Consider the following 19,972-nt stretch of genomic DNA (forward strand, 5'->3'; position numbering starts at 1 on the left):
CTATGACCTAATGATCGGTGCAACTAAGTAGAATGATCTAGTTTGTCCCTCAAGGTCAACTTGGAGAAAAACCTCAATCAATAATCGACCTACAAGCCACTCCTATCAGTTTTAGTATGACAGGAAATGACCTGTAGGTCGATTCTTTTTTTATTTTCATTCTGTTTGGTGGCGGGAACCGCCATAGATATTTGTTTCAGCCTCTTTCAGTACGCACTTTATCTTATTCAAAAACGGGTGCTCTACCTCATTCTTATAAGCTTCGTACTTGTTTAATTACTATAAATTAGCTCTTAATAGCTGTTTCCAGACCTACTTCAATCATTTCATTAAATGTTGTCTGTCTCTCTTCAGCCGTTGTTTCCTCACCAGTGATAATATGGTCACTTACAGTACAGATTGCTAATGCCTGCACGTTAAATTTCGCCCCTAAATAATACAAGGCTGCAGCTTCCATTTCCACTCCCAGTACACCTAATTCAGCCAACTTCATTGTTTCAGCTGTATCATCCTTGTAAAATGTATCTTCAGACAATACATTTCCTACATGGGTAGTAAATCCTTTTTCTGTCGCAAGCTGATAGGCTTTAAGCAATAAGTCAAAATTGCCGATTGGTGGAAAATGAAACTGTTGGAAATTTTTAGCAATCATTGCAGAGCTAGTTGCCGCGCCTTGAGCAATCACTAAATCTCGAACATGAACATCTGTAGAAAGCGCGCCGCAAGTGCCTACTCTAATCAATTTCTTCACATCATAGGAATTGATTAATTCATGGGCGTAAATCGTTGCGGAAGGCATACCCATACCTGTTCCCTGTACAGAAACACGTTCTCCTTTATAGGTTCCCGTATAGCCCAGCATTCCCCGAACCTGATTGTAACAAACCGGATTCTCTAAAAAGGTTTCTGCAATATATTTTGCCCTTAGCGGATCGCCCGGCAATAGAATTTTATCTGCTATTTCACCTTGTTTCGCTTCAATATGAACACTCATTTGCTTCGCTCCTTTATTTTCTTCTCATTAGTGTTAGAGATAACAAACGTTTCATCGTACTACATATTTTTCAATGTAGTTTTCACCAGCTGCTTGAATTGCTCCTTCACCCGCTCTGTTGTTTCCACAACTTCTTCATGGTTTAGGCTGCTCTGCATCCCAGCAGCCAGATTAGTAATACAAGAGATTCCCAGAACCTTCAAGCCGCTATGAGCAGCCACAATTACTTCTGCCACAGTGGACATCCCCACAGCATCAGCCCCCATCGTCCGAGCCATGCGTATTTCAGCAGGTGTTTCATACGTCGGACCAGAAAAGCCCATATACACGCCTTCCTGTAAAACAATCCCTTGTTCAGCAGCTGCTGCCTTTGCAGCCTCCTGATAATTTTTCGTATAAGCCTGACTCATATCCGGGAAACGTGGTCCCATGTCATCTTCATTCTCACCAATTAACGGATTGTCTCCAGTGAAATTGATATGATCAGTAATCAGCATCAGATTACCTGGTTCAAAGGCTTCATTCACTCCACCTGCAGCATTGGTTACTACAATCGAATGAATACCTAACGCTGCCATCATACGTACTGGATACGTCACTGTCTGCATTGAATGACCTTCATAGTAATGGAAGCGTCCCTGCATAGCCAGCACTTTTTTCCCAGCTAGTGTACCATACACTAGCTTACCCGCATGACCAACGACTTTAGAAAGAGAAAAATGCGGTACTTCAGAAAAGGAAATCGCTACTGGATTTTCAATTTCCTCTGCCAGTTCACCAAGACCAGAGCCCAAAATCAAACCAAAGTCTACCTGTTCAAGTCCTTTTCCTCTCAAAAAATCAGTTGTTTCCTGCAGCTGTTCTTTCAATTTTGTCATTGTTTTCCTCCTATTTTAAATCACTTAAAAAGCTGACGCCGTTTTCTGTTTTAGGAACTCCAAAGTTTTCAGCAATCGTTGCGGAAATATCTGCATAGTGTCCTTGAGCAAGCTGACCTTGTCCCTGCATTTTTTTACTATAAACAAGCAGTGGAACGTACTCTCTAGTATGGTCTGTCCCAGGAAAAGTCGGATCATTGCCGTGATCGGCTGTAATCATCAACAAATCATCTTCCTGCATAGTTTCTAAAATCTCAGGTAGCCGCAGGTCGAACTCTTCTATTGCATGCGCATAGCCAACAACATCTCGGCGATGACCAAATAATGCATCGAAATCAACCAGATTGGTAAAGCTTAAACCTGTGAAATCCTTCTTCATGACATTCAACAGCTGATCAACACCGTCCATGTTGCTCTTTGTACGGACTGCTTCAGTGATGCCCTGTCCGTTGAAAATATCATTAATTTTCCCAACTGCAATCACAGCTTTGTCGGCTTCCTTCAACGAATCCAGCACCGTATGTCCAAATGGATCCAATGCGTAATCATGGCGGTTGCTTGTACGTGTAAAGTTGCCTGGTTCACCAAGATAGGGACGGGCGATAATGCGTCCAATCATATACGGCTCATCTTTTGTAATGTCTCGGACGTACTGGCAAATTCGGTATAGCTCTTCTAAAGGAATAATGTCTTCATGTGCTGCAATCTGCAAAACCGGATCAGCAGACGTGTAAACGATTAAATCCCCTGTTTTCATTTGATGTTCACCGTAATCATCAATCACAGCCGTACCACTATATGGTTTATTGCAGACAATTTTTCTTCCTGAAAAATCTTCAATCTGCTTCAATAATTCATCAGGAAAGCCCTCAGGAAAGACACGAAACGGCTTTTGAATGTTCAAGCCCATAATTTCCCAATGTCCCGTCATAGTATCTTTACCAACCGAAACTTCTTCCAATTTTGTTGCATAGCCTAAATGATCAGCATCAGCAGCAACTTTATGCAAAGGAGCAATTGTACCCAAGCCCAGCTTTTCAAGATTAGGGATAGTCAACCCGGCTTCCTTAGCAATATGCCCTAATGTATCACTGCCTACATCACCAAATTTATCAGCATCTGGCGCTTCTCCAATTCCTACAGAATCCATTACAACTAAATGTACACGTTTAAACATAACCATCCTTCTTTCTTCCAGTTTTGTTTAGTGCTTATAGACATCAGACAAGTTCGTTCCCGCTGATATCTGATTAAAATAGTAAAAACTATTTTTTTACTGCTGTTACATTAGCTAGCTTGCCCAAGGGAGATAATGGACCAGCTTTTTACTCCTGCTTCTCATAGCTTAGAGCAGAAGTATTATTATACAAGCAAATAAAACATTCCTCTTCTGCTTTTATCTTTACAGTACTCATTTATGCAAAAAAAGGCAAGACTAAAGAAATGTTCCCATAGTCCCGCCCTTTTAATACAACTATCTAAATCCTGTAAGAAAACTGTGATGTACTCTATTCCCTTACTTGTTCTTTTCAAAACGGCATTTTTTAAGTCGCCGCTTCATGCTAGAGGATTTATATAGATTAATTATTTAGATTTGATATAGTTCTGACCATTGGCTTTCGGTCCGGAAGCTTTTCCTAAGAACAGTACCAATACAATGATTGTCAGTACATAAGGTGCTGACTGCAGATAGACATCAGGAATCTTGGAAATAATCGGAATACTTGATCCGGCAATACTCAGATTTTGTGCAAATCCGAAGAACAACGCCGCACCCATCGCACCCAATGGATTCCATTTACCGAAGATCATAGCTGCCATCGCGATAAACCCTTGTCCGGCGATTGTGGTTGCTGCAAAACGTCCAGCAATCGATTGTGCGAAAATCGCACCGCCCATACCGCCAAGGAAACCTGACAGCATTACACCAGCGTAACGCATCATGTAGACATTGATACCCAGCGTATCCGCAGCTTGAGGATTTTCCCCTACCGAACGCAAACGGAGACCAAACCGGGTTTTAAAAATAACAAACCAGGCAAGAATCGCAATCAGTACCGCAAAATATGCCGGTAAGAAGGTCCGTTTAAAGAATAAATCACCAATAATTGGAATATCTTTCAAGATTGGAAAGGCAAAGTAGCCAAATGATTTTGCAATCGTATCTGTCTGCCCTTTTCCATAAATTACTTTTACAAGGAATATGCCCAGTGCCGGCGCCATCAGATTAATAACTGTACCGCTTATAATATGATCCGCACGGAGATTAACTGTAGCTACTGCATGAAGCAATGAGAAAACCAGACCAACAGCACCGCCGACGAGACAGGCGATCCAAGGCGTCATGCTGCCGAAAGTATCGGCGAAGGTTAAATTGAAGACAACTGAACTGAATGCACCCATGACCATAATGCCTTCCAGTCCTACGTTTACAATCCCGCTTCGTTCTGAGAACGTACCGCCCAAAGCAGTCAGAATCAGTGGAGTGGAATAAAATAATGTCTGATTAATAATTGTCTGAATTGTTGATAGTAATGCTGCATCCATTAGATTTTCCCTCCTTGCTGGCTTTCATCATTGCCGGCTGACTCTATCTCTTGAACAACCACAACTTCTTTTTTACTTCCAGATGCTTTTGCCATCAGGAAACGGATAAGGTAGCTAATCCCAACAAAGAAGATGATTGATGCAATAACAACATCGACCAATTCGGTTGGAACGCCTGCACGAAGCGGCATTCCTTGTCCGCCCAGCTTAAGAATACTAAACAGCAGAGCTGCCAGTAAAATACCTGCTGAGCTGCCGGCACCTAGTAAGGATACCGCCATTCCATCAAATCCAATACTCAGTGACGAACCTTGTACAAAGAAGTTCTGGAAGGTTCCTAATCCCTGTACAACACCGCCTAAACCAGCAAGTGTACCTGAGATAATCATAGAAAGAATAATTGTCCGTTTACTACTCATCCCTGCATATTCAGAAGCAAAAGGATTTAGTCCAACAGAGCGTATTTCATAGCCGATTGTAGTTTTCTTCATCATAAACCAGACAATCACCAGAAAAATAAGCGCTAAGAAAATACCAAGATTTAACCGGGAACCATTACTCATCTCAGTCAAGAAAGAATTTCTAAGGGTCGCATTTGCTCCAACCATCTTGGTTACCCCTTTGTTGCTCATCACTTCAGGATTCATAACATTATTGACAATATGAGTGCTTGCATAAAGCAGCACATAGTTCATCATAATCGTAACGATAACTTCACTCGTTCCAAAATACGCCCGTAAAATACCGGGAATCGCAGCCGCAGCCGCACCGGCTAGCGCACCAGCAATCACTGCTAATGGTAATACAACCATTCTAGGCGCATCCGGCATTGCCAGCGCCACCCAGATACTTGCTACCCAGCCGCAAAGCGCCTGACCAGAAAGCCCGATATTGAAGAAGCCGGCTGAGTTCGCTACAGAAAAGCCCAGGGCTGTAAAAATCAGCGGCCCGGCTGTTACAAAAATTTCACCAATATTTTTAGGTCCCTGACCAAAAACAGTGGTAAACATTGCGGAATATCCTTGAACAGGTGAATACCCGAAAATCAACATAATAATTGCACCAAGAATGAATCCCATCACTACCGACAGTATCGGCACCATAATATTTCTGATTCGTTCTGTCTTGTTATTCAACAGAATCACCTGCCTTCACACTGTTTAGCTCTTCACGTGCTTCTTCCAGTGAATACCCTGCCATCAGAAGCCCTAGTTCATTTTCAGATGTTTCCTTCGGATCAACAATCCCTACAATTTTTCCAGCATGGATTACTGCGATACGGTCAGAAACATTCATAATTTCATCGAGTTCAAAGCTGACAACTAACACAGCCTTCTCCTGATTACGCTGTTCAATCAGACGTTTATGAATATACTCAATCGCCCCCACATCAAGTCCCCGTGTTGGCTGAGATACAATGAGTAAATCAGGATTTCGGTCTACTTCTCTAGCGATGATTGCCTTTTGCTGATTCCCGCCGGACAGAGCCTTTGCAGGCACCAGTTCATTGGTTGTACGGACATCGTATTCTTCAATCAGCTTGCGGGCATACTCATTAATTTTATTATAATTCAGCACTCCGGTTTTACTTAGCGGTTCCTTGTAGTAAGTCTGCAGTGCTATGTTTTCTGCCAAAGTCATTTCCAGAATCAAGCCGTACTTATGACGGTCTTCCGGCACATGTCCCACACCAGCTTCTGTAATTTGGCGAGGCTTCTGATTAACAATGGATACTCCGTTCAGCTCCACTGATCCGCTTTCGATTTTCCTTAAGCCTGTCAACGCCTGAATTAACTCAGTCTGTCCGTTACCATCAATCCCAGCTATCCCTACCACTTCACCAGCTCTGACATCCAGACTCAGGCCTTTAACCGCTTCAAGTCCCCGACTCTCTTTAACGACTAAATCTTTAACAGACAGGACTGTCTTGGTCGGTTTTGCAGGTATCTTTTCTGTTTTAAATGATACTGAACGGCCGACCATCATATCTGCCAGCTGCTGAGAAGATACGTCTTTAATATCAACGGTACCGATACTCTTGCCTCGGCGAATAACTGTACAACGATCTGCAACTTTTTTAATTTCATCCAGCTTATGGGTAATCAGAATAATCGATTTTCCTTCTTTGACCAGCCCCTGCATAATTGCAATTAATTCATCAATTTCCTGAGGCGTCAGCACCGCAGTCGGTTCATCAAAAATCAGAATATTGGCTCCGCGATAAAGAGTTTTTAGAATTTCCACTCTTTGCTGCATACCAACAGAAACATCTCGAATATACGCATTAGGATTTACATCTAATCCGTATCTTTTGGATACTTTTTGAATTTCTTCAACAGCTTTTTTACGGTCCAGAACACCGCCTTTAGCAGGTTCGTTTCCTAAAATGATATTCTCAGTGACAGTAAAAGCATCAACCAGCATAAAATGCTGATGGACCATTCCTATCCCTAAGCGGTTAGCAGCAGTCGGTCCATTGATATCTACCTTTTGACCGTCTATGTAGATTTCTCCTGAGGTCGGTTCCAATAAACCTGACAGGACATTCATCAGTGTAGATTTTCCCGCACCATTCTCTCCCAGCAATGCGTGAATTTCTCCAGGCTTTACTTGCAGGTTGATGTTGTCATTGGCTTTGAATGTGCCGAACTGTTTGGTAATATTGCGCATCTCAATCACATATTTTTCTTGAGCCACGTTTTTTTCACATCCTAACGTTTTTTTCACTTGTGACAAGCAACAAGGTTTTACATGTTGAAACTGAACATAAAGCTTAGGCACTGCTGTTTCTTCAAAAATTCGGGTGACCAAATCTTAAAAGTCCGAAAGATGATTTCTGTCGTTTGACTTTTAAGAAAACAGATTAGTAAACTAGTTTATCTCCTATTCTGCTTTCTTAGAAACCGGAACTTTTTTAGGAATGGGATAGGAGGGACATTCGCATGTCCCATTCCTCATTCCCTGTTCAACAACTTAACTATTTACGAATTAGTCTTTTACATCTTCCGGTGTTTCAGGCACTTCAATATCTCCTGCAATAATTTTTTCTTTTGCAGTATCTACCGCTTTTTGTGCATCATCTGAAAGGTAGCCTTCAGTCAAATCAACACCGCCGTCTTTCAAACCATATACTTTGTGTTCGCCGCCAGGGAATTTGTCTTCCAAAGCAAGATTAGAGATATCTTTGACTGCTGCGCCTACACCTTTAAGCGTAGAAGTCAATGTAAAGTTATCATCTTTGCCATCTGATGTTGTATATTTACCATCTTCATCCTGGTCTCTATCCACACCGATAACCCATACTTTGTCTTGGTCGCCAGATTCATTCAAATCTTTCGCTTCTTGGAAGACACCTGCTCCTGTACCGCCTGAAGCGTGGAAAATGATGTCTGCTCCGCCTTGGTACATTGCAGCTGCAAGAGATTTCCCTTTCGCAGGATCTCCAAATGATGCAGCATATTTCACATCAACAGTGATTGTCTTGCCTAGCTCTTCAGCAGCATCTGCAACACCTTGACGGAAGCCAGCTTCAAAGCGGTCAATTACAACCCCTTCTTCACCACCGATAAAACCAACCTTATCAGTTTTAGTTGTATTGGCAGCAGCTACCCCTGCAAGATAAGAAGCTTCATGATCCTTGAAAGTTGCTGAAACTACGTTGTCTTTGTCTTCGATTACACTATCAATGATAACGAATTGTGTATCCGCATTTTGATCTGCAGCAGCACTAATAGAGTCTGCCAACAGATAGCCGATACCGAATACTGTTTTGAAACCGTTGGAAACAGCTGTATCGATGTTTGTTACGTATTCAGAAGCATCATTTGATTGGATGTAGTCATAACCGCCAGCACCTTTTGGCAGGTCATTCTCTTTACCCCACTCCTGCAATCCTTCCCATGCAGACTGGTTAAATGATTTGTCATCCACACCGCCGATGTCGGTTACGATCACTGCACTGTGGTCAGCATCTCCTGAACCACTTGCTGATCCGCCATCTTTTGAGTCATCCGTTGTGCCGCCGTTACCTCCGCCACATGCAGCTAATGCAACTGTCAATCCAGCTGCCACTACGCCTAGACCAAATAATTTTGCTTTTTTCATTTCTGTAAAGCCCCCTAAATAATAGTTTTATATTTTCAACAGCCAGGATGACTGAATGAAACGTAGATAAGAAAACCTGTGCAGAAAATGTATGCCTTATACAGAAACAGCGGATGCCATTGCTGTTAAGGATTACATCTGCTGCTGATAGTACTGAACCGCAAAACTGATTGATTCATTTTCAGAAGAAGCAAGCTTCTTCTGACCAGCCCTTTTCAACATTGTTTATGTGCTTGTCCGCCCTTCTCACATCTGCGGTTTACAAGTCATCATCAGTAAAGGCGTACGGTAAAAGCTCAGCCACTGTTGTTTCTTTGGTAACACCATTGTCGCCAACTAGCGTCACCGGCATTGAAGGCTCACAAAACTCGGCAATAACCTGCCGGCAAGCACCACATGGCGCAATTGGTTTAGGTGTATGCCCGGCAACAACTAAATGCTGAAACTTTCTTTGTCCCTCTGAGACAGCTTTGAAAATAGCTGTCCGTTCTGCACAGTTTGTTAGTCCATACGAAGCATTTTCAATATTAATTCCCTGATACGTCTGACCGTCTTCAGTGACGAGACAGGCTCCTACCGGGAAATGAGAATAAGGAACGTAGGCCTTATCTAATGCATTTTCTGCAATTGCAATCCATTCTGGTTTTACAGTCATGATTTCCCCACTCTTCTATTCTATGGTTTAATTCGCATCCGTTTAAAACTAGTAGCCGGTACCTGTTGCACCTTCCATGATTGACACACCTGCACTTGTACCGATTCTTGTCGCACCGGCAGCAATCATTGCTTCTGCTTCTGCTTTGTTATGGATCCCGCCTGAAGCTTTAACACCCATATCAGAACCGACTGTTTCTCTCATTAACCGAACATCTTCGACTGTCGCTCCGCCCGTTGAAAAGCCTGTAGAGGTTTTAACGAAATCAGCCCCTGCTTCTTTTGCCAGCTGGCAAGCTTTCACTTTTTCTTCATCTGTCAACAGAGCTGTTTCAATAATCACTTTTACCAAGACTTTACCTGCCGCTGCTTCCACTACTGCCTGAATGTCCTTCAGAACTTTTTTATATTGCTTAGATTTCAGCGCACCGACATTCAAAACCATGTCTACTTCGTCTGCGCCATTTGCAATTGCATCTTTTGTTTCATAAGCTTTTACTTCAGAAGTATTTGCTCCTAGAGGAAAACCAATAACTGTACAAGTTGAAACAGCTGTACCCGCTAATTTTTCATGCGCCAAGCTCACCCAAAACGGATTTACACAGACAGAAAAGAATTCATATTTTTTTGCTTCTTCAATAATTTTCAATACGTCTTCTTCTGCTGCATTTGCTTTCAATATCGTGTGATCGATCATTCGATTAATTTCCACGTTTTTACACTTCCTTTTACGTTTATAGAGTAATTATATCATGAATCAGAACAGGTTCCTCCCCTGACTGTCCAATTTCGATATTTTTATAAATCAGATCCTTTACTTCTTCTATGTCTTCAGTATTCGCATAGATTGTCAACAGGGATTCTCCTTCATTCACAGGCATACCGACCTTCTTGTGCAGCTTAATTCCTACTGCATAATCCAGCTCATCTTCCTTAGTTGCCCGACCCGCACCTAAAAGCATTGCAGCCACGCCAATCTCATTTGCAACAATCCGTTGAACAATGCCGCTGGATTTTGCCGGCAATTCAACTTCATACTTAGCTGTCAATAGTCGTTCCGGGTTATCGATGATTGTATCATCGCCCCCTTGATTACGAATCATTTCTCTGAATTTTTCCAAGGCTTTTTCAGATTCCAGCGCTTCCTTCAGCATCGCCCGTGCTTCGTCCAACGTTGCGGCTTTTTCTGCTAGAACAACCATCTGACTGCCCAGCACATAGCACATTTCCACTAAATCTTCTGGCCCATTTCCCTTCAGAGTCTCGATTGCTTCAACAATTTCCAAACTGTTGCCAATCGCCTCGCCCAGCGGCTGAGACATATCTGAAATAACCGCCATCGTCTGCCTGTTAGCCAATTTACCAATCCGCACCATCGTTTCTGCCAACCTACGGGCTTCATCCAGGTTTTTCATGAAGGCTCCTTCACCAGTTGTCACATCCAGTACAATCGCGTCCGCACCTGCTGCGATTTTCTTGCTCATAATTGAACTGGCAATCAGCGGAATTGAATTCACTGTTGCGGTAACATCTCTTAATGCATAAAGCTTTTTATCTGCAGGAGCCAAATCGCCCGACTGACCAATCACCGCTACATGGCTTTCATTGACTAATCGTATAAACTCTTCATCCGGCAGTTCAACCTTAAAACCGGGAATTGCTTCCAGCTTATCAATTGTTCCGCCGGTATGTCCTAAGCCTCTGCCGGACATTTTAGCAACACTCACACCTACACTAGCTACTAAAGGAGCTAAAATCAGCGTTGTGGTATCGCCTACTCCGCCGGTAGAATGCTTATCTACCTTGATGCCTTTTATCTCAGAAAGATTGATTACTTCACCGGAATGAGCCATCGCCAAAGTCATATCTGTAATTTCTTCATCTGTCATGTCCTGATAAAAAACTGTCATCAAAAATGCACTGAGCTGATAGTCTGGAATATCTCCTTTGGTATATCCGTCAATAATGAACTGGATTTCTTCTTTCGACAGTACATTTCCGTCTCTTTTTTTCTCGATTAAATCTACCATTCTCATTCTTGCATTCCTCCGAATTCCCAATGTTGTATTATACACTAAAAACTTTTGTCATGAAACCGTTAGTAAAACAGTTTACTAAACCTAATAAATAAAAAAGAAAGTGCTTACAAGACGAACATTACCTTTTTTTTCTTTTATTGTCAATAGAAATTACACTGTCCCTTTCGACAAAAGTTGTTTCAAAAATTTTATTTGGAATTTTTTGTGCGTCGCCGTGAATACCCTCAACTAGAAATTTTGCTGCATAATAGCCGATATCAAATGCGGGCTGATAGACAGTGGTTAAGCTTGGCGTCAAATACTGAGAAATTTCCAGTCCATCAAAGCCTATAACTGAAATGTCTTCTGGAATCCGCAGCCCATTCTCATAAATTGCCTGGTAAGCACCGATGGCCATCTCGTCATTACCACAAAAAATAGCAGTGATCTCTTTATTTTCCAACACCTTTAAAGCAGCCTTGTAGCCGCCCTTAAGTGTCAATTCTCCACTGCAGATGTATTCTTCTTGAACGAGGATGCCATGGTCTTCCAAAGCATTCCGATAAGCAGATACCCGCTCGGTCAACTGATAATAGCCTTCTGTTTCCTTCAGCATACCTATATGCCTGTGCCCCTTAGCAATTAAGGAAGTCATCGCTTTGTATGCCCCTTCATGCTCATTGATCAGCAGCTGGCCGTAATTCCGTTTATTAATTCCCCGGTCTACAAGCACTACAGGAAAGGATGCAGCCATTCTTTTTTTCAGAAGATGGTCTTCATCCAAAACATTGGGTGTCGCTAGAATGATTCCATCCACCGACCGATGAATCAGCTCTGTCACATATTTCTCTTCTTCTTCCTTGCTGTGTTTGGAGTTGCAAAGTAAAATCATATAGCCTAGTGCGTTCAGATGAGTTTCTACGCCCTCAACAATTTTCGAAAAGAAAAAATCCGTTACGTCCGGAACAATCATTCCAACAGTTTTCGAATGCCTAGTGATAATATTTGACGCAAAGAAATCAGGCTTGTACTGGTACTTATCCACTATTTCTAAAACATTTTTTCTAGTTGCTTCACTAAACCTGCTGCCCTTATTGTTAAGTATCTGGGAAACCGTGGTCACTGAAACCCCAGCCATATCCGCAATTTCCTTAATTGTTAATTTCATTTTCCCACTCCCCGTTGACACACTCCATATGACATGATACATTTTCAAAATACTTATTGAACAATCATATCTTATCAGAATCGTTCGGAAAAAAACAGATAAATGAAAAATTTATTATTTAATAAAAAAGTGCTTAGCTAGAAAAGCGAGCAGTCTGAAAAACATCAGAAACCTTACACATTTGCTATTTTCACACTTTCATATTTTTTGATAATTTACTGAAAACTTCCAAAAATAGTAATTGCTATATTCCAGAAAATCCCGAACATTCACCGAACCTAGTTACTGCTTTTGCAGCTTTTTACAATTTTGTAAAATACCTTCTGCAATTTAACTTATCGTAGTCAAATTACAGATAAATACTGCTTTTAAAGCAACTGCACTGATTGTAGTTCAGTAAGCAGAGCATGAGCAGAGGGCTTGTTTAAAAGAAACAGTTTTTCAACTCAGCTTAGTTTATGAAAAAAGAAAGGATACCCAATGATTATTGATACCTATTCTCTCAATGCATTCACTAAAAATAATTCAGGCGGAAATCCCGCCGGTGTTGTTCTTGATGCAAAAAATCTTGCTGAAACTGAAATGCAAAAAATTGCAAGCATCTTAGGATTTTCAGAAACAGCGTTTCTTTTTCCTAGCGTACAAGCAGATTTTCAGGTTCGCTACTTTACTCCGGTTGAAGAAGTCCCTATTTGCGGCCATGCTACGGTAGGCCTCTTTTCCGCTTTACTTCAAAAAAAGAAGCTTGCTTCGGGCAGCTATTCTATTGAAACAAAAGCAGGTATTCTAACGGTCAATGCAACATCTGCTGGAGAAATTTTTCTACAGCAGACACCGCCGCAGTTCCTGACTATTCTCTCAGCTGCTGAGCTGGCGGATTCACTGGGATTATTAGAAAACGACTTTCATGATTACTTGCCTGTTCAAATTGTTTCAACAGGACTTAAAGATATCTTGATTCAAGTTAAGAGCTTACAGCTAGTGACAAATGCTCAGCCAAATTTTCCGAAAATAACAGCAATCAGCCAGAAATATCAAGTAACAGGCTATCATCTTTTCTCAACAGAAACCGTCACACCCGCAGCAACTGCTCATTGCCGGAATTTTGCTCCTCTATTTGATATCCCAGAGGAAAGCGCCACAGGTACATCAAACGCGGCCCTTGCCTGTTATCTCAGTAAATATCAGCAGAATGACCAGTCTAACGGCAGCTGCCATATGATTTTTGAACAGGGCTACTCTATGGGTCTGCCTTCTGAAATTCAGACCTCTCTGACGAAAAAAGAAGACAAAATTCGCGAAATTTTCGTCGGAGGTAAGGCATCGTCGGTACAGAAGAGATTGTTATCCATCTAGCTGTCAACAAAAAAAGTAATATAAGCAAACAGTGGGTAAACTACTTGTCGAAATAGTTTACCCACTATTTTTTTCATACAGATAAAGATAGGCTAGTCACCATACCACTCTTCTCTTGTAAATTCATATTCTTCTCGAAGCTCTTCAGAATATTTCGTTAAAATCAATCCATCTACTGTAATGTCTATATTTAAAAGCAATGTTGGGAGTAAAGTAACTAGAATAAGAATTGAGAGACCAATAAAAATAGAAAGCACTGATAATACATTTCCAATTAATGAATTATTTAATCCCGATAGAAAATCTGGGTTGTGATCATTTAGCCATCCTTTATTAAATCTAAAGAATGCCATAAATCCAATTAACACAAAAATGAAGACACTCAGAATAAGAGTTAATCTCGTTATATTTTCTATAGCTTTTTTCTTTAATACAACCTTATTTTCAGGTACATATTTCTTTTGCAACACTTCAAACACTTTAGTTCTTATAACATAAAAAGATAGAAAATAACTAACTAAAATATAAACGAATGCTACTATTTTATTTACTGTTGTATCACCTGTCACTTTTAAAGAGGAAAGGTAAAATACAAGAGCATTCTGAGTAAATAGATAAACCGTCATCGTATAAGCTGATTTTTTTAATTTAGGGCTTTTAAAATAGCGTATCAATATAAAAAATACAATCAATGTCGACATAATTGGAAATAAAACCCAATTTATACTAGATACTAAGCTTATCAACCTAGAAATACAGACAACGTTGAGTACCTTTAACGTTTTCTACAAAATCTCAGTTTCTGATTTATTGATAGTTATATATACCTTATGAAGAGAGTTTTCTTTAAAGCCGTTGAAAAGGAGATTTGATCTATTAATTTGAACAGTTCTTTCATTAAATATCTCTCCCAGTTTTCAAGAGGGAAATTAATGGTATCAGTGGCCTTTCATGTTGATTAGGTGTATATTGATTGTTTGGATTAAAGTTAGAGTTCAGCCACACATAATTCAATCAACCTTCATACCATTCTTTCTTTGTATAATCATAACGCTCTCTAAAATCTTCTGCGTATCGATTAATTACTTTTGCTTCCACATAGCTTTTTGAATTAAATAAAAAGTAAGTAGGAATTAGTGTTATTAGTAATAAAATAGGAATTCCTATGAAAATACCTATCAAATCATCAAAAAAATTCGCTTGAGTTTTAGAATCTGGGAGAACAGAATCAATTAGCCACCATTTATTTATTCGATAAAATTGCATAGCTAAAAAGATGACTACTACAACTAAACCTGAAGTTTTCATCATAATATTCAGAGTTTTAGATGTTTTATATTGCTTGTTAAAACGTTTGTTGAGCTCTTCTATAATCATATTTTCTTCTACTTTTTCATAGAGAACCAAGAAAGTGATAATACACATCGTAACTACTAAAAAATTGATTATATAGCTTCCCTCATCCATCCCATATCCTATAGAGAACAAAGATATATATGCCATTTTAACAAGTGAATATCTAGTTTTTTCATATCCCCAATAACGCAAAAAATTACAATATGGGGATAAAAATTTATAAGTCATGTAGCCTATTATCGCTAGCTCTATAACAATTGCAATGATAGTCTGTGGAAGATATTTTGAACCACTAGCTATAAGACTAATTATCATTAACGCTGGGAGAAACACACTTGCTAAGTAAACATACCATTTTTTTATAATTGTAGAAAATTTTTGCTCAGGTTTCCCATCCATGATAAATTTAACATCTTCAAAATAAATATTTTTAGTGGCTTCTTCCAATGATATCGAGTTGATATAGCTGTTGCTTCTGCGTTTGTTAATCTCCTTCATAAAACTAATACCCTCCATTTGGAAATATATTATTATTTGCATTGGGATTAGAATTAGGAATACCGCCCACCCCTTTAAAATAAAATCATTTGTGAGTTTAAATCATCACTATAAAATATATCATACTTATATCTGCTTTCATAAAACTTTTTGATAATATATTAAGAGAAGTTCAGGTGAAATCACACTTTAAATCATTAATTATTTGAGACTTAATTCTGATTTTTATCAGCTAATCATAAAAAAGAACGCAGAATTAATATCTCTGCGTTCTAATGCTATTTATCAAACTGTGTTTTCAAAAAAAATCGTTCGCCGGAATTAATGGCGCCTTCTTCATCTTTATAGGTATAGGCATCATTCAAACAAGCCGCATACAGCTCTTTCATCGCCTCTTGGGAAGGGGCGAAATTCCCTGATTCATTCTTTTGCAAGGTCAATTCGTGCGTTACCGGCTCTTTGGTAAGAGGGGCAATATTATTCTCCACATATTTCAAATAATTGTAGTTACTTAGCGTGGTCATAAACGCTTCATCTTCCAGAAAAACAATTCCTTCTCCAGAAACATCATAGTTTAAATAGAAAATCTGGCGACTGAAGCTACCTAAAGAAATGGGGTAAAATGCCAGCTTCACTTTTGCAGTGTCACCTGCAATCTCTGAAGACATAACCTCATAATTTACGACCTGCTGCAGCATCTCTTTCAATACAGTACTGGTTGCTGAGGATAATTCCTTTGCAGACAGAGTTTCTCCATCTACCACTATTCCTTTTAAGCCTTTAGGCTGTTTGTCTTCGAACTGTTCCTGAACACTTTTCCAAAATTCGGCTTCACTGAACGGCAAAATATCCTTGCCCTTGTTAAAGCCGTCTGAAAACAACGCCTCCATTGTTATAAAAGCAGCATACTCAGGATCAGTAAATGTTTTTTCCTTGAACTTTGTTGTTGATTTTTGATAAGCATCCAGCGTAGTCACATCATTATCTTTATCATAAACCTTAATGACTGCTGGATATTCTGCAGCTGAAGCAGTAATACCAAATGATAAAGCAGTACCTAGTAATATTCCACCAACAATTAACCTTTTTTTCATTTTCATCCTCCTTGTTTGTGCTTATTTTATCATAGCATAGACGTTCCTAAGTGAAAACGGAAAAAACAAATTGGCAGTACTAAGCTTTTCTTATATAATAAATATCAGACTAGGTCGTGTCTGAAAAGTTCTGTGCTAAACGAGTTTTTTAAATTTTTAATGTAAATCAAATGAAAAAACCAGGTTATGTGGTGCTTAAATAAGAATTTTTGATAATAAACATCATCAAACTTACAACAATATTTACCGCTAAACTTTTCAGACACGAGCTGCACAGGAGGAGAAAATGAAAAATAAAAAGTTGGTTACAGCGGCAGTTGGTGCCGCAGTGTTGGTATTAAGTATCTTAGGCTATTGCCTATTTGTTTGGGTTGGGGGAATTATCCGTGAGGACCGCCCTCAATCCAAACGAGAGCTGCCTCGTGCTCCACAGGAAATTGTTTCTACCAGTGAAGATGATTTAACAACATCATTTACTGAACAAGATGATCCAGCAGAGCAGCCAGTGGATCCTGAGAAATACTTTGTAGAAAAGAATGAAATCACTTTATCAGACGGATGGAAAAAAACGATGGCGGAACGCGGTTATTCAGATATTTCTATTCTCTATGTGAATAGCTCTGTGAAAAACAAGTATTTTGCCGTTCTGAAAATGACGTATGATAATTTTCAAGCTGACAACCTGCCCATGGCGCTTGAACCTGATAACCTAGTTGTTCAGCAGGATGGACAGGACTATTATGAGCTGAAAGCACAAAAGGAAAACGAGTATGATCCAGAGGAGGGGTTATTTCTATGCGAAAGCCTTCAGGAACAAGGCTACCCTATCCACACCATAAAACTGAATTTTACTTCCGGCTCATACAACAACCAAACAGAAGACAGTGTCTATCGTCCAATCACCATCAAATATCCTTTAGATATTGAAGCTGTTGGGGCGATTTATGAAAGCATGTTGACATACGACACAATGAGTCAATATGGTCTTGATGTTGCTGAAACACGTCAGGAAGAGTTTTTAACATTGTCTCTGCCGGAAAAATTCAGCTTTGTCAACGATGGTCTTGGCTCCCCTCGTGTATTGAATAACTATACTTACGATACAGGTGTACTATTGACATACAGCGGTAAAATTGACGATTTAAATGAAGATATTCCAGCGTTAAATCAGGAATTACTGAAACAAGCAGGCGCAGCTTATGCTGTGGTCTTAGTAAAAGGAACTCCTGTCGCTTATTATTTTGAAACGACAACTAGTAATCCGGCTTACGAACTCTATCGAATGGACAAATCCTTTTTAACAAGATTGGAAAATGAAGAATTCACACGATCTGAAGAGGATTACTAAAGCTAGATAAATTCTGTTAAATAAAAACCCGTCAATCGTACTACCTATTGCCGGAACCCTTTAGAAGCCAAAGCAACAACGCTTAGCTTCAAGAAACAGGATAAACTATAAGCAGCTGCCTGGAATGAGGTCGAGACAACAGTGTTTAGCTTCGAGAACCAAGGAGGTACTGTTCAACATCAGCTCATCCTTCACTGTGTTTCACAGCAATAAGACGGATTATCCGAAAATTGTCAAGAAACACTACGAGGGAACCGAGTAGCTGTTGATTGATACCTACTTGGAGTTTTTCATATTTTTGAGATAGTTCGGCTTATTTCCGAGAGAGCTACTTTTGGAACGCCGTTTATTCGGATTTTAGAGAAAGAAGAGTTCGGGCATTTGCTTATGTCCCAAACTCATCCTTTGTTTGGATTTAGTGTAAAGAAGAATTTGAGCAGTTATTTATGGGTCCGCCTCTCTTTCCCATAATCACTTAAGAGGAATGTGAAAATTTCTTATGATTTAAGCCTCTTCCAAAGATACACTAAATAGACCAGATAAACCATTGAAGCTTCTATCTGGTCGGTATTATAACTTTTATAACCAAAAACTAGAGGGAAAGGTATTTCGCTGAGTCACCTTTCCCTCTATTCTTAGGATGTTTTTAATTTATTTTGGTAAATCAAACTCTGCTTCTTCACTTGAAAAGTCTTCATCCAGCAGTTTCAACTTGATGCTAAAGTCTTTTTCCCGCCAGATTTTTTCATATTGCTCCTGGTCAAGAACAAATACCTGCAGCAGTTCACCACTTTCTCCCGGCTGAACAATGTCTTTTATACTATTGTAGTCTACCAGCATTCCTTCACTTAGAAGACGTTGAGAGCCGTTATTCACCGTCAACACAGAGGCACTGCTGCCCATATTAATGCCTTTCTTTCCTTGATTATCTAAATCAAATTTAACGGTCAATAGTACAACGCCGTTTTCAAATGAACTAAAGCGCTGTGCTTCTACTTCATTTGGCTCAAAGAAAGTAAATTGGTAGTCAGAAAGTGTTGCTTTGAATCCTTTAATATCTTTTGTTTCATTTATATTTTTCTTTTCTTTATCCAGTGTTTTTGTCCCCATGTTATCTATACTGGCTTTATCCTGTAGAAAGGCTGCATTATCCCCTGCTGTTTTTTCACCAGATGACGTAACTGACAGCTGGATTTTCTGGTCTTCACCCACGGCGTCTTCAGCTTTAAAGGTATCCGGCGCTGTATAGCCTCGTGGAACCTGCATCGTTACAATTCCCAACTTGTTTATTTCTTCAAGTGCCTCTTTACTAAAGAGATAATTGGCTGTTTTAGTAACTGTCTCTCCTGCTGGCAGTTCACCGTCTTCTCGAACAGTGAAGCTGATGATATTGTCAGAATCATCTTTCACAACAGACTTATTATTTGTGTACGCCTTTGTTGCTCCTGTAAAGGTTAAGTCTGGAGTTGACGGATAGTATAGTGTCTTATCACTATTATTTGTAATTGTAAATGTCGCTAGTAATATACCGCCTTCTTCTGTTTCATCGCCAAAAGGAATCTTAAAATTAGAATCAAAATTTGTCAGCTTATTCAAAGCATATTCGTCAATCGAAATTTCCAAATCTCCTTCTGAAACAACTACTGGGTCAGTTTGACGATACAGCTCTTCTGATTTCTCTGCACCCATATAGTCAGCCATTGCCTCAGACCGTTCTTCCAGACTTGGAACAGCACCTGATTTTTTCTCAGACTTAGCTGTGGTTTCTTCAGTAGATTCCTCTGTAGATTCTTCTGTTGACTCCTTAGATACTTCCTCTGTTGATGCCTCTGTTGAAGAATTTTTTGTTTCTTTTTTTGAATTATCGCAGGCAGTCAAAACTGCTGTAGAAAGCAATAACACCCAAATAACTTTTTTCATCTTTCCGCTCCTTTGTCATTTAATAAAAATACAGCAA

The 19,972-nt window shown here is 39.7% G+C and carries 17 protein-coding genes; 2 read left to right on the plus strand and 15 right to left on the minus strand.

The window, feature by feature from the left end:
* Nucleotides 1–286: 286 nt before the first annotated feature.
* From deoD to ACPWSO_RS09095, 11 genes are all read right to left on the minus strand, one after another.
* Nucleotides 287–994, minus strand: coding sequence for a purine-nucleoside phosphorylase (deoD, locus tag ACPWSO_RS09045; protein ID WP_426082644.1), 708 nt, complete (start codon nt 992–994; stop codon nt 287–289).
* A 59-nt stretch (nt 995–1,053) separates the two neighbouring features.
* Nucleotides 1,054–1,872 carry a purine-nucleoside phosphorylase gene (locus ACPWSO_RS09050; protein WP_426082645.1) on the minus strand — a complete coding sequence of 273 codons (819 nt, stop codon included), beginning with the start codon at nt 1,870–1,872 and terminating at the stop codon, nt 1,054–1,056.
* Nucleotides 1,873–1,882: 10 nt separating this feature from the next.
* Entirely contained in the window at nt 1,883–3,049 is a 1,167-nt protein-coding gene (deoB, locus tag ACPWSO_RS09055; RefSeq protein WP_426082646.1) for a phosphopentomutase, read from the minus strand.
* 407 nt (nt 3,050–3,456) lie between these two features.
* A complete protein-coding gene (locus tag ACPWSO_RS09060) occupies nt 3,457–4,419 on the minus strand; it encodes an ABC transporter permease (protein ID WP_426082647.1) in 963 nt (320 codons plus the stop codon).
* Entirely contained in the window at nt 4,419–5,555 is a 1,137-nt protein-coding gene (locus ACPWSO_RS09065; protein ID WP_426082648.1) for an ABC transporter permease, read from the minus strand. The genes ACPWSO_RS09060 and ACPWSO_RS09065 overlap by 1 nt, the downstream gene beginning before the upstream one ends.
* Nucleotides 5,548–7,116 carry an ABC transporter ATP-binding protein gene (locus ACPWSO_RS09070; RefSeq protein WP_426082650.1) on the minus strand — a complete coding sequence of 523 codons (1,569 nt, stop codon included), beginning with the start codon at nt 7,114–7,116 and terminating at the stop codon, nt 5,548–5,550. Before ACPWSO_RS09070 ends, ACPWSO_RS09065 begins: the two co-directional genes overlap by 8 nt.
* Before the next feature lie 291 nt (nt 7,117–7,407).
* Nucleotides 7,408–8,523 carry a BMP family lipoprotein gene (locus tag ACPWSO_RS09075; RefSeq protein ID WP_426082652.1) on the minus strand — a complete coding sequence of 372 codons (1,116 nt, stop codon included), beginning with the start codon at nt 8,521–8,523 and terminating at the stop codon, nt 7,408–7,410.
* A 259-nt stretch (nt 8,524–8,782) separates the two neighbouring features.
* Nucleotides 8,783–9,178 (minus strand): cytidine deaminase, encoded by a 396-nt coding sequence (locus ACPWSO_RS09080; protein WP_426082654.1) that lies wholly within the window; start codon nt 9,176–9,178, stop codon nt 8,783–8,785.
* 48 nt (nt 9,179–9,226) lie between these two features.
* Entirely contained in the window at nt 9,227–9,889 is a 663-nt protein-coding gene (gene deoC, locus ACPWSO_RS09085) for a deoxyribose-phosphate aldolase (RefSeq protein WP_426082656.1), read from the minus strand.
* Nucleotides 9,890–9,911: 22 nt separating this feature from the next.
* Nucleotides 9,912–11,213: a pyrimidine-nucleoside phosphorylase gene (locus tag ACPWSO_RS09090; RefSeq protein ID WP_426082658.1), complete on the minus strand. Its 1,302-nt coding sequence runs from the start codon at nt 11,211–11,213 to the stop codon at nt 9,912–9,914.
* A 121-nt stretch (nt 11,214–11,334) separates the two neighbouring features.
* A complete protein-coding gene (locus ACPWSO_RS09095) occupies nt 11,335–12,363 on the minus strand; it encodes a LacI family DNA-binding transcriptional regulator (protein ID WP_426082659.1) in 1,029 nt (342 codons plus the stop codon).
* Between the two features lie 480 nt (nt 12,364–12,843).
* On the opposite strand from ACPWSO_RS09095, the gene ACPWSO_RS09100 reads away from it, so the two are divergent.
* Nucleotides 12,844–13,719 (plus strand): PhzF family phenazine biosynthesis protein, encoded by an 876-nt coding sequence (locus ACPWSO_RS09100; protein WP_426082660.1) that lies wholly within the window; start codon nt 12,844–12,846, stop codon nt 13,717–13,719.
* A 92-nt stretch (nt 13,720–13,811) separates the two neighbouring features.
* Here the strand turns inward: ACPWSO_RS09100 and ACPWSO_RS09105 are convergent, their stop codons facing one another.
* The 3 genes from ACPWSO_RS09105 to ACPWSO_RS09115 form a co-directional block, all read right to left on the minus strand.
* Nucleotides 13,812–14,420: a hypothetical protein gene (locus ACPWSO_RS09105; RefSeq protein WP_426082661.1), complete on the minus strand. Its 609-nt coding sequence runs from the start codon at nt 14,418–14,420 to the stop codon at nt 13,812–13,814.
* Nucleotides 14,421–14,733: 313 nt separating this feature from the next.
* Nucleotides 14,734–15,573 (minus strand): hypothetical protein, encoded by an 840-nt coding sequence (locus ACPWSO_RS09110; RefSeq protein WP_426082662.1) that lies wholly within the window; start codon nt 15,571–15,573, stop codon nt 14,734–14,736.
* A 278-nt stretch (nt 15,574–15,851) separates the two neighbouring features.
* Nucleotides 15,852–16,667 (minus strand): hypothetical protein, encoded by an 816-nt coding sequence (locus ACPWSO_RS09115; RefSeq protein WP_426082664.1) that lies wholly within the window; start codon nt 16,665–16,667, stop codon nt 15,852–15,854.
* A gap of 286 nt (nt 16,668–16,953) precedes the next feature.
* Here ACPWSO_RS09115 and ACPWSO_RS09120 point away from each other — a divergent pair, with 286 nt between their 5' ends.
* The gene (locus tag ACPWSO_RS09120) at nt 16,954–18,015 is read left to right on the plus strand and encodes a hypothetical protein (protein ID WP_426082666.1); all 1,062 of its coding nucleotides are present in this window, start codon (nt 16,954–16,956) and stop codon (nt 18,013–18,015) included.
* A 651-nt stretch (nt 18,016–18,666) separates the two neighbouring features.
* Here the strand turns inward: ACPWSO_RS09120 and ACPWSO_RS09125 are convergent.
* Complete coding sequence (locus tag ACPWSO_RS09125) at nt 18,667–19,935, minus strand: DUF5068 domain-containing protein (RefSeq protein ID WP_426082667.1); 1,269 nt, start codon at nt 19,933–19,935, stop codon at nt 18,667–18,669.
* Nucleotides 19,936–19,972: the final 37 nt, after the last annotated feature.

Origin of the sequence: Enterococcus sp. LJL51 (genome assembly GCF_049894025.1) — a bacterium.
Lineage (GTDB): Bacteria > Bacillota > Bacilli > Lactobacillales > Enterococcaceae > Enterococcus_L.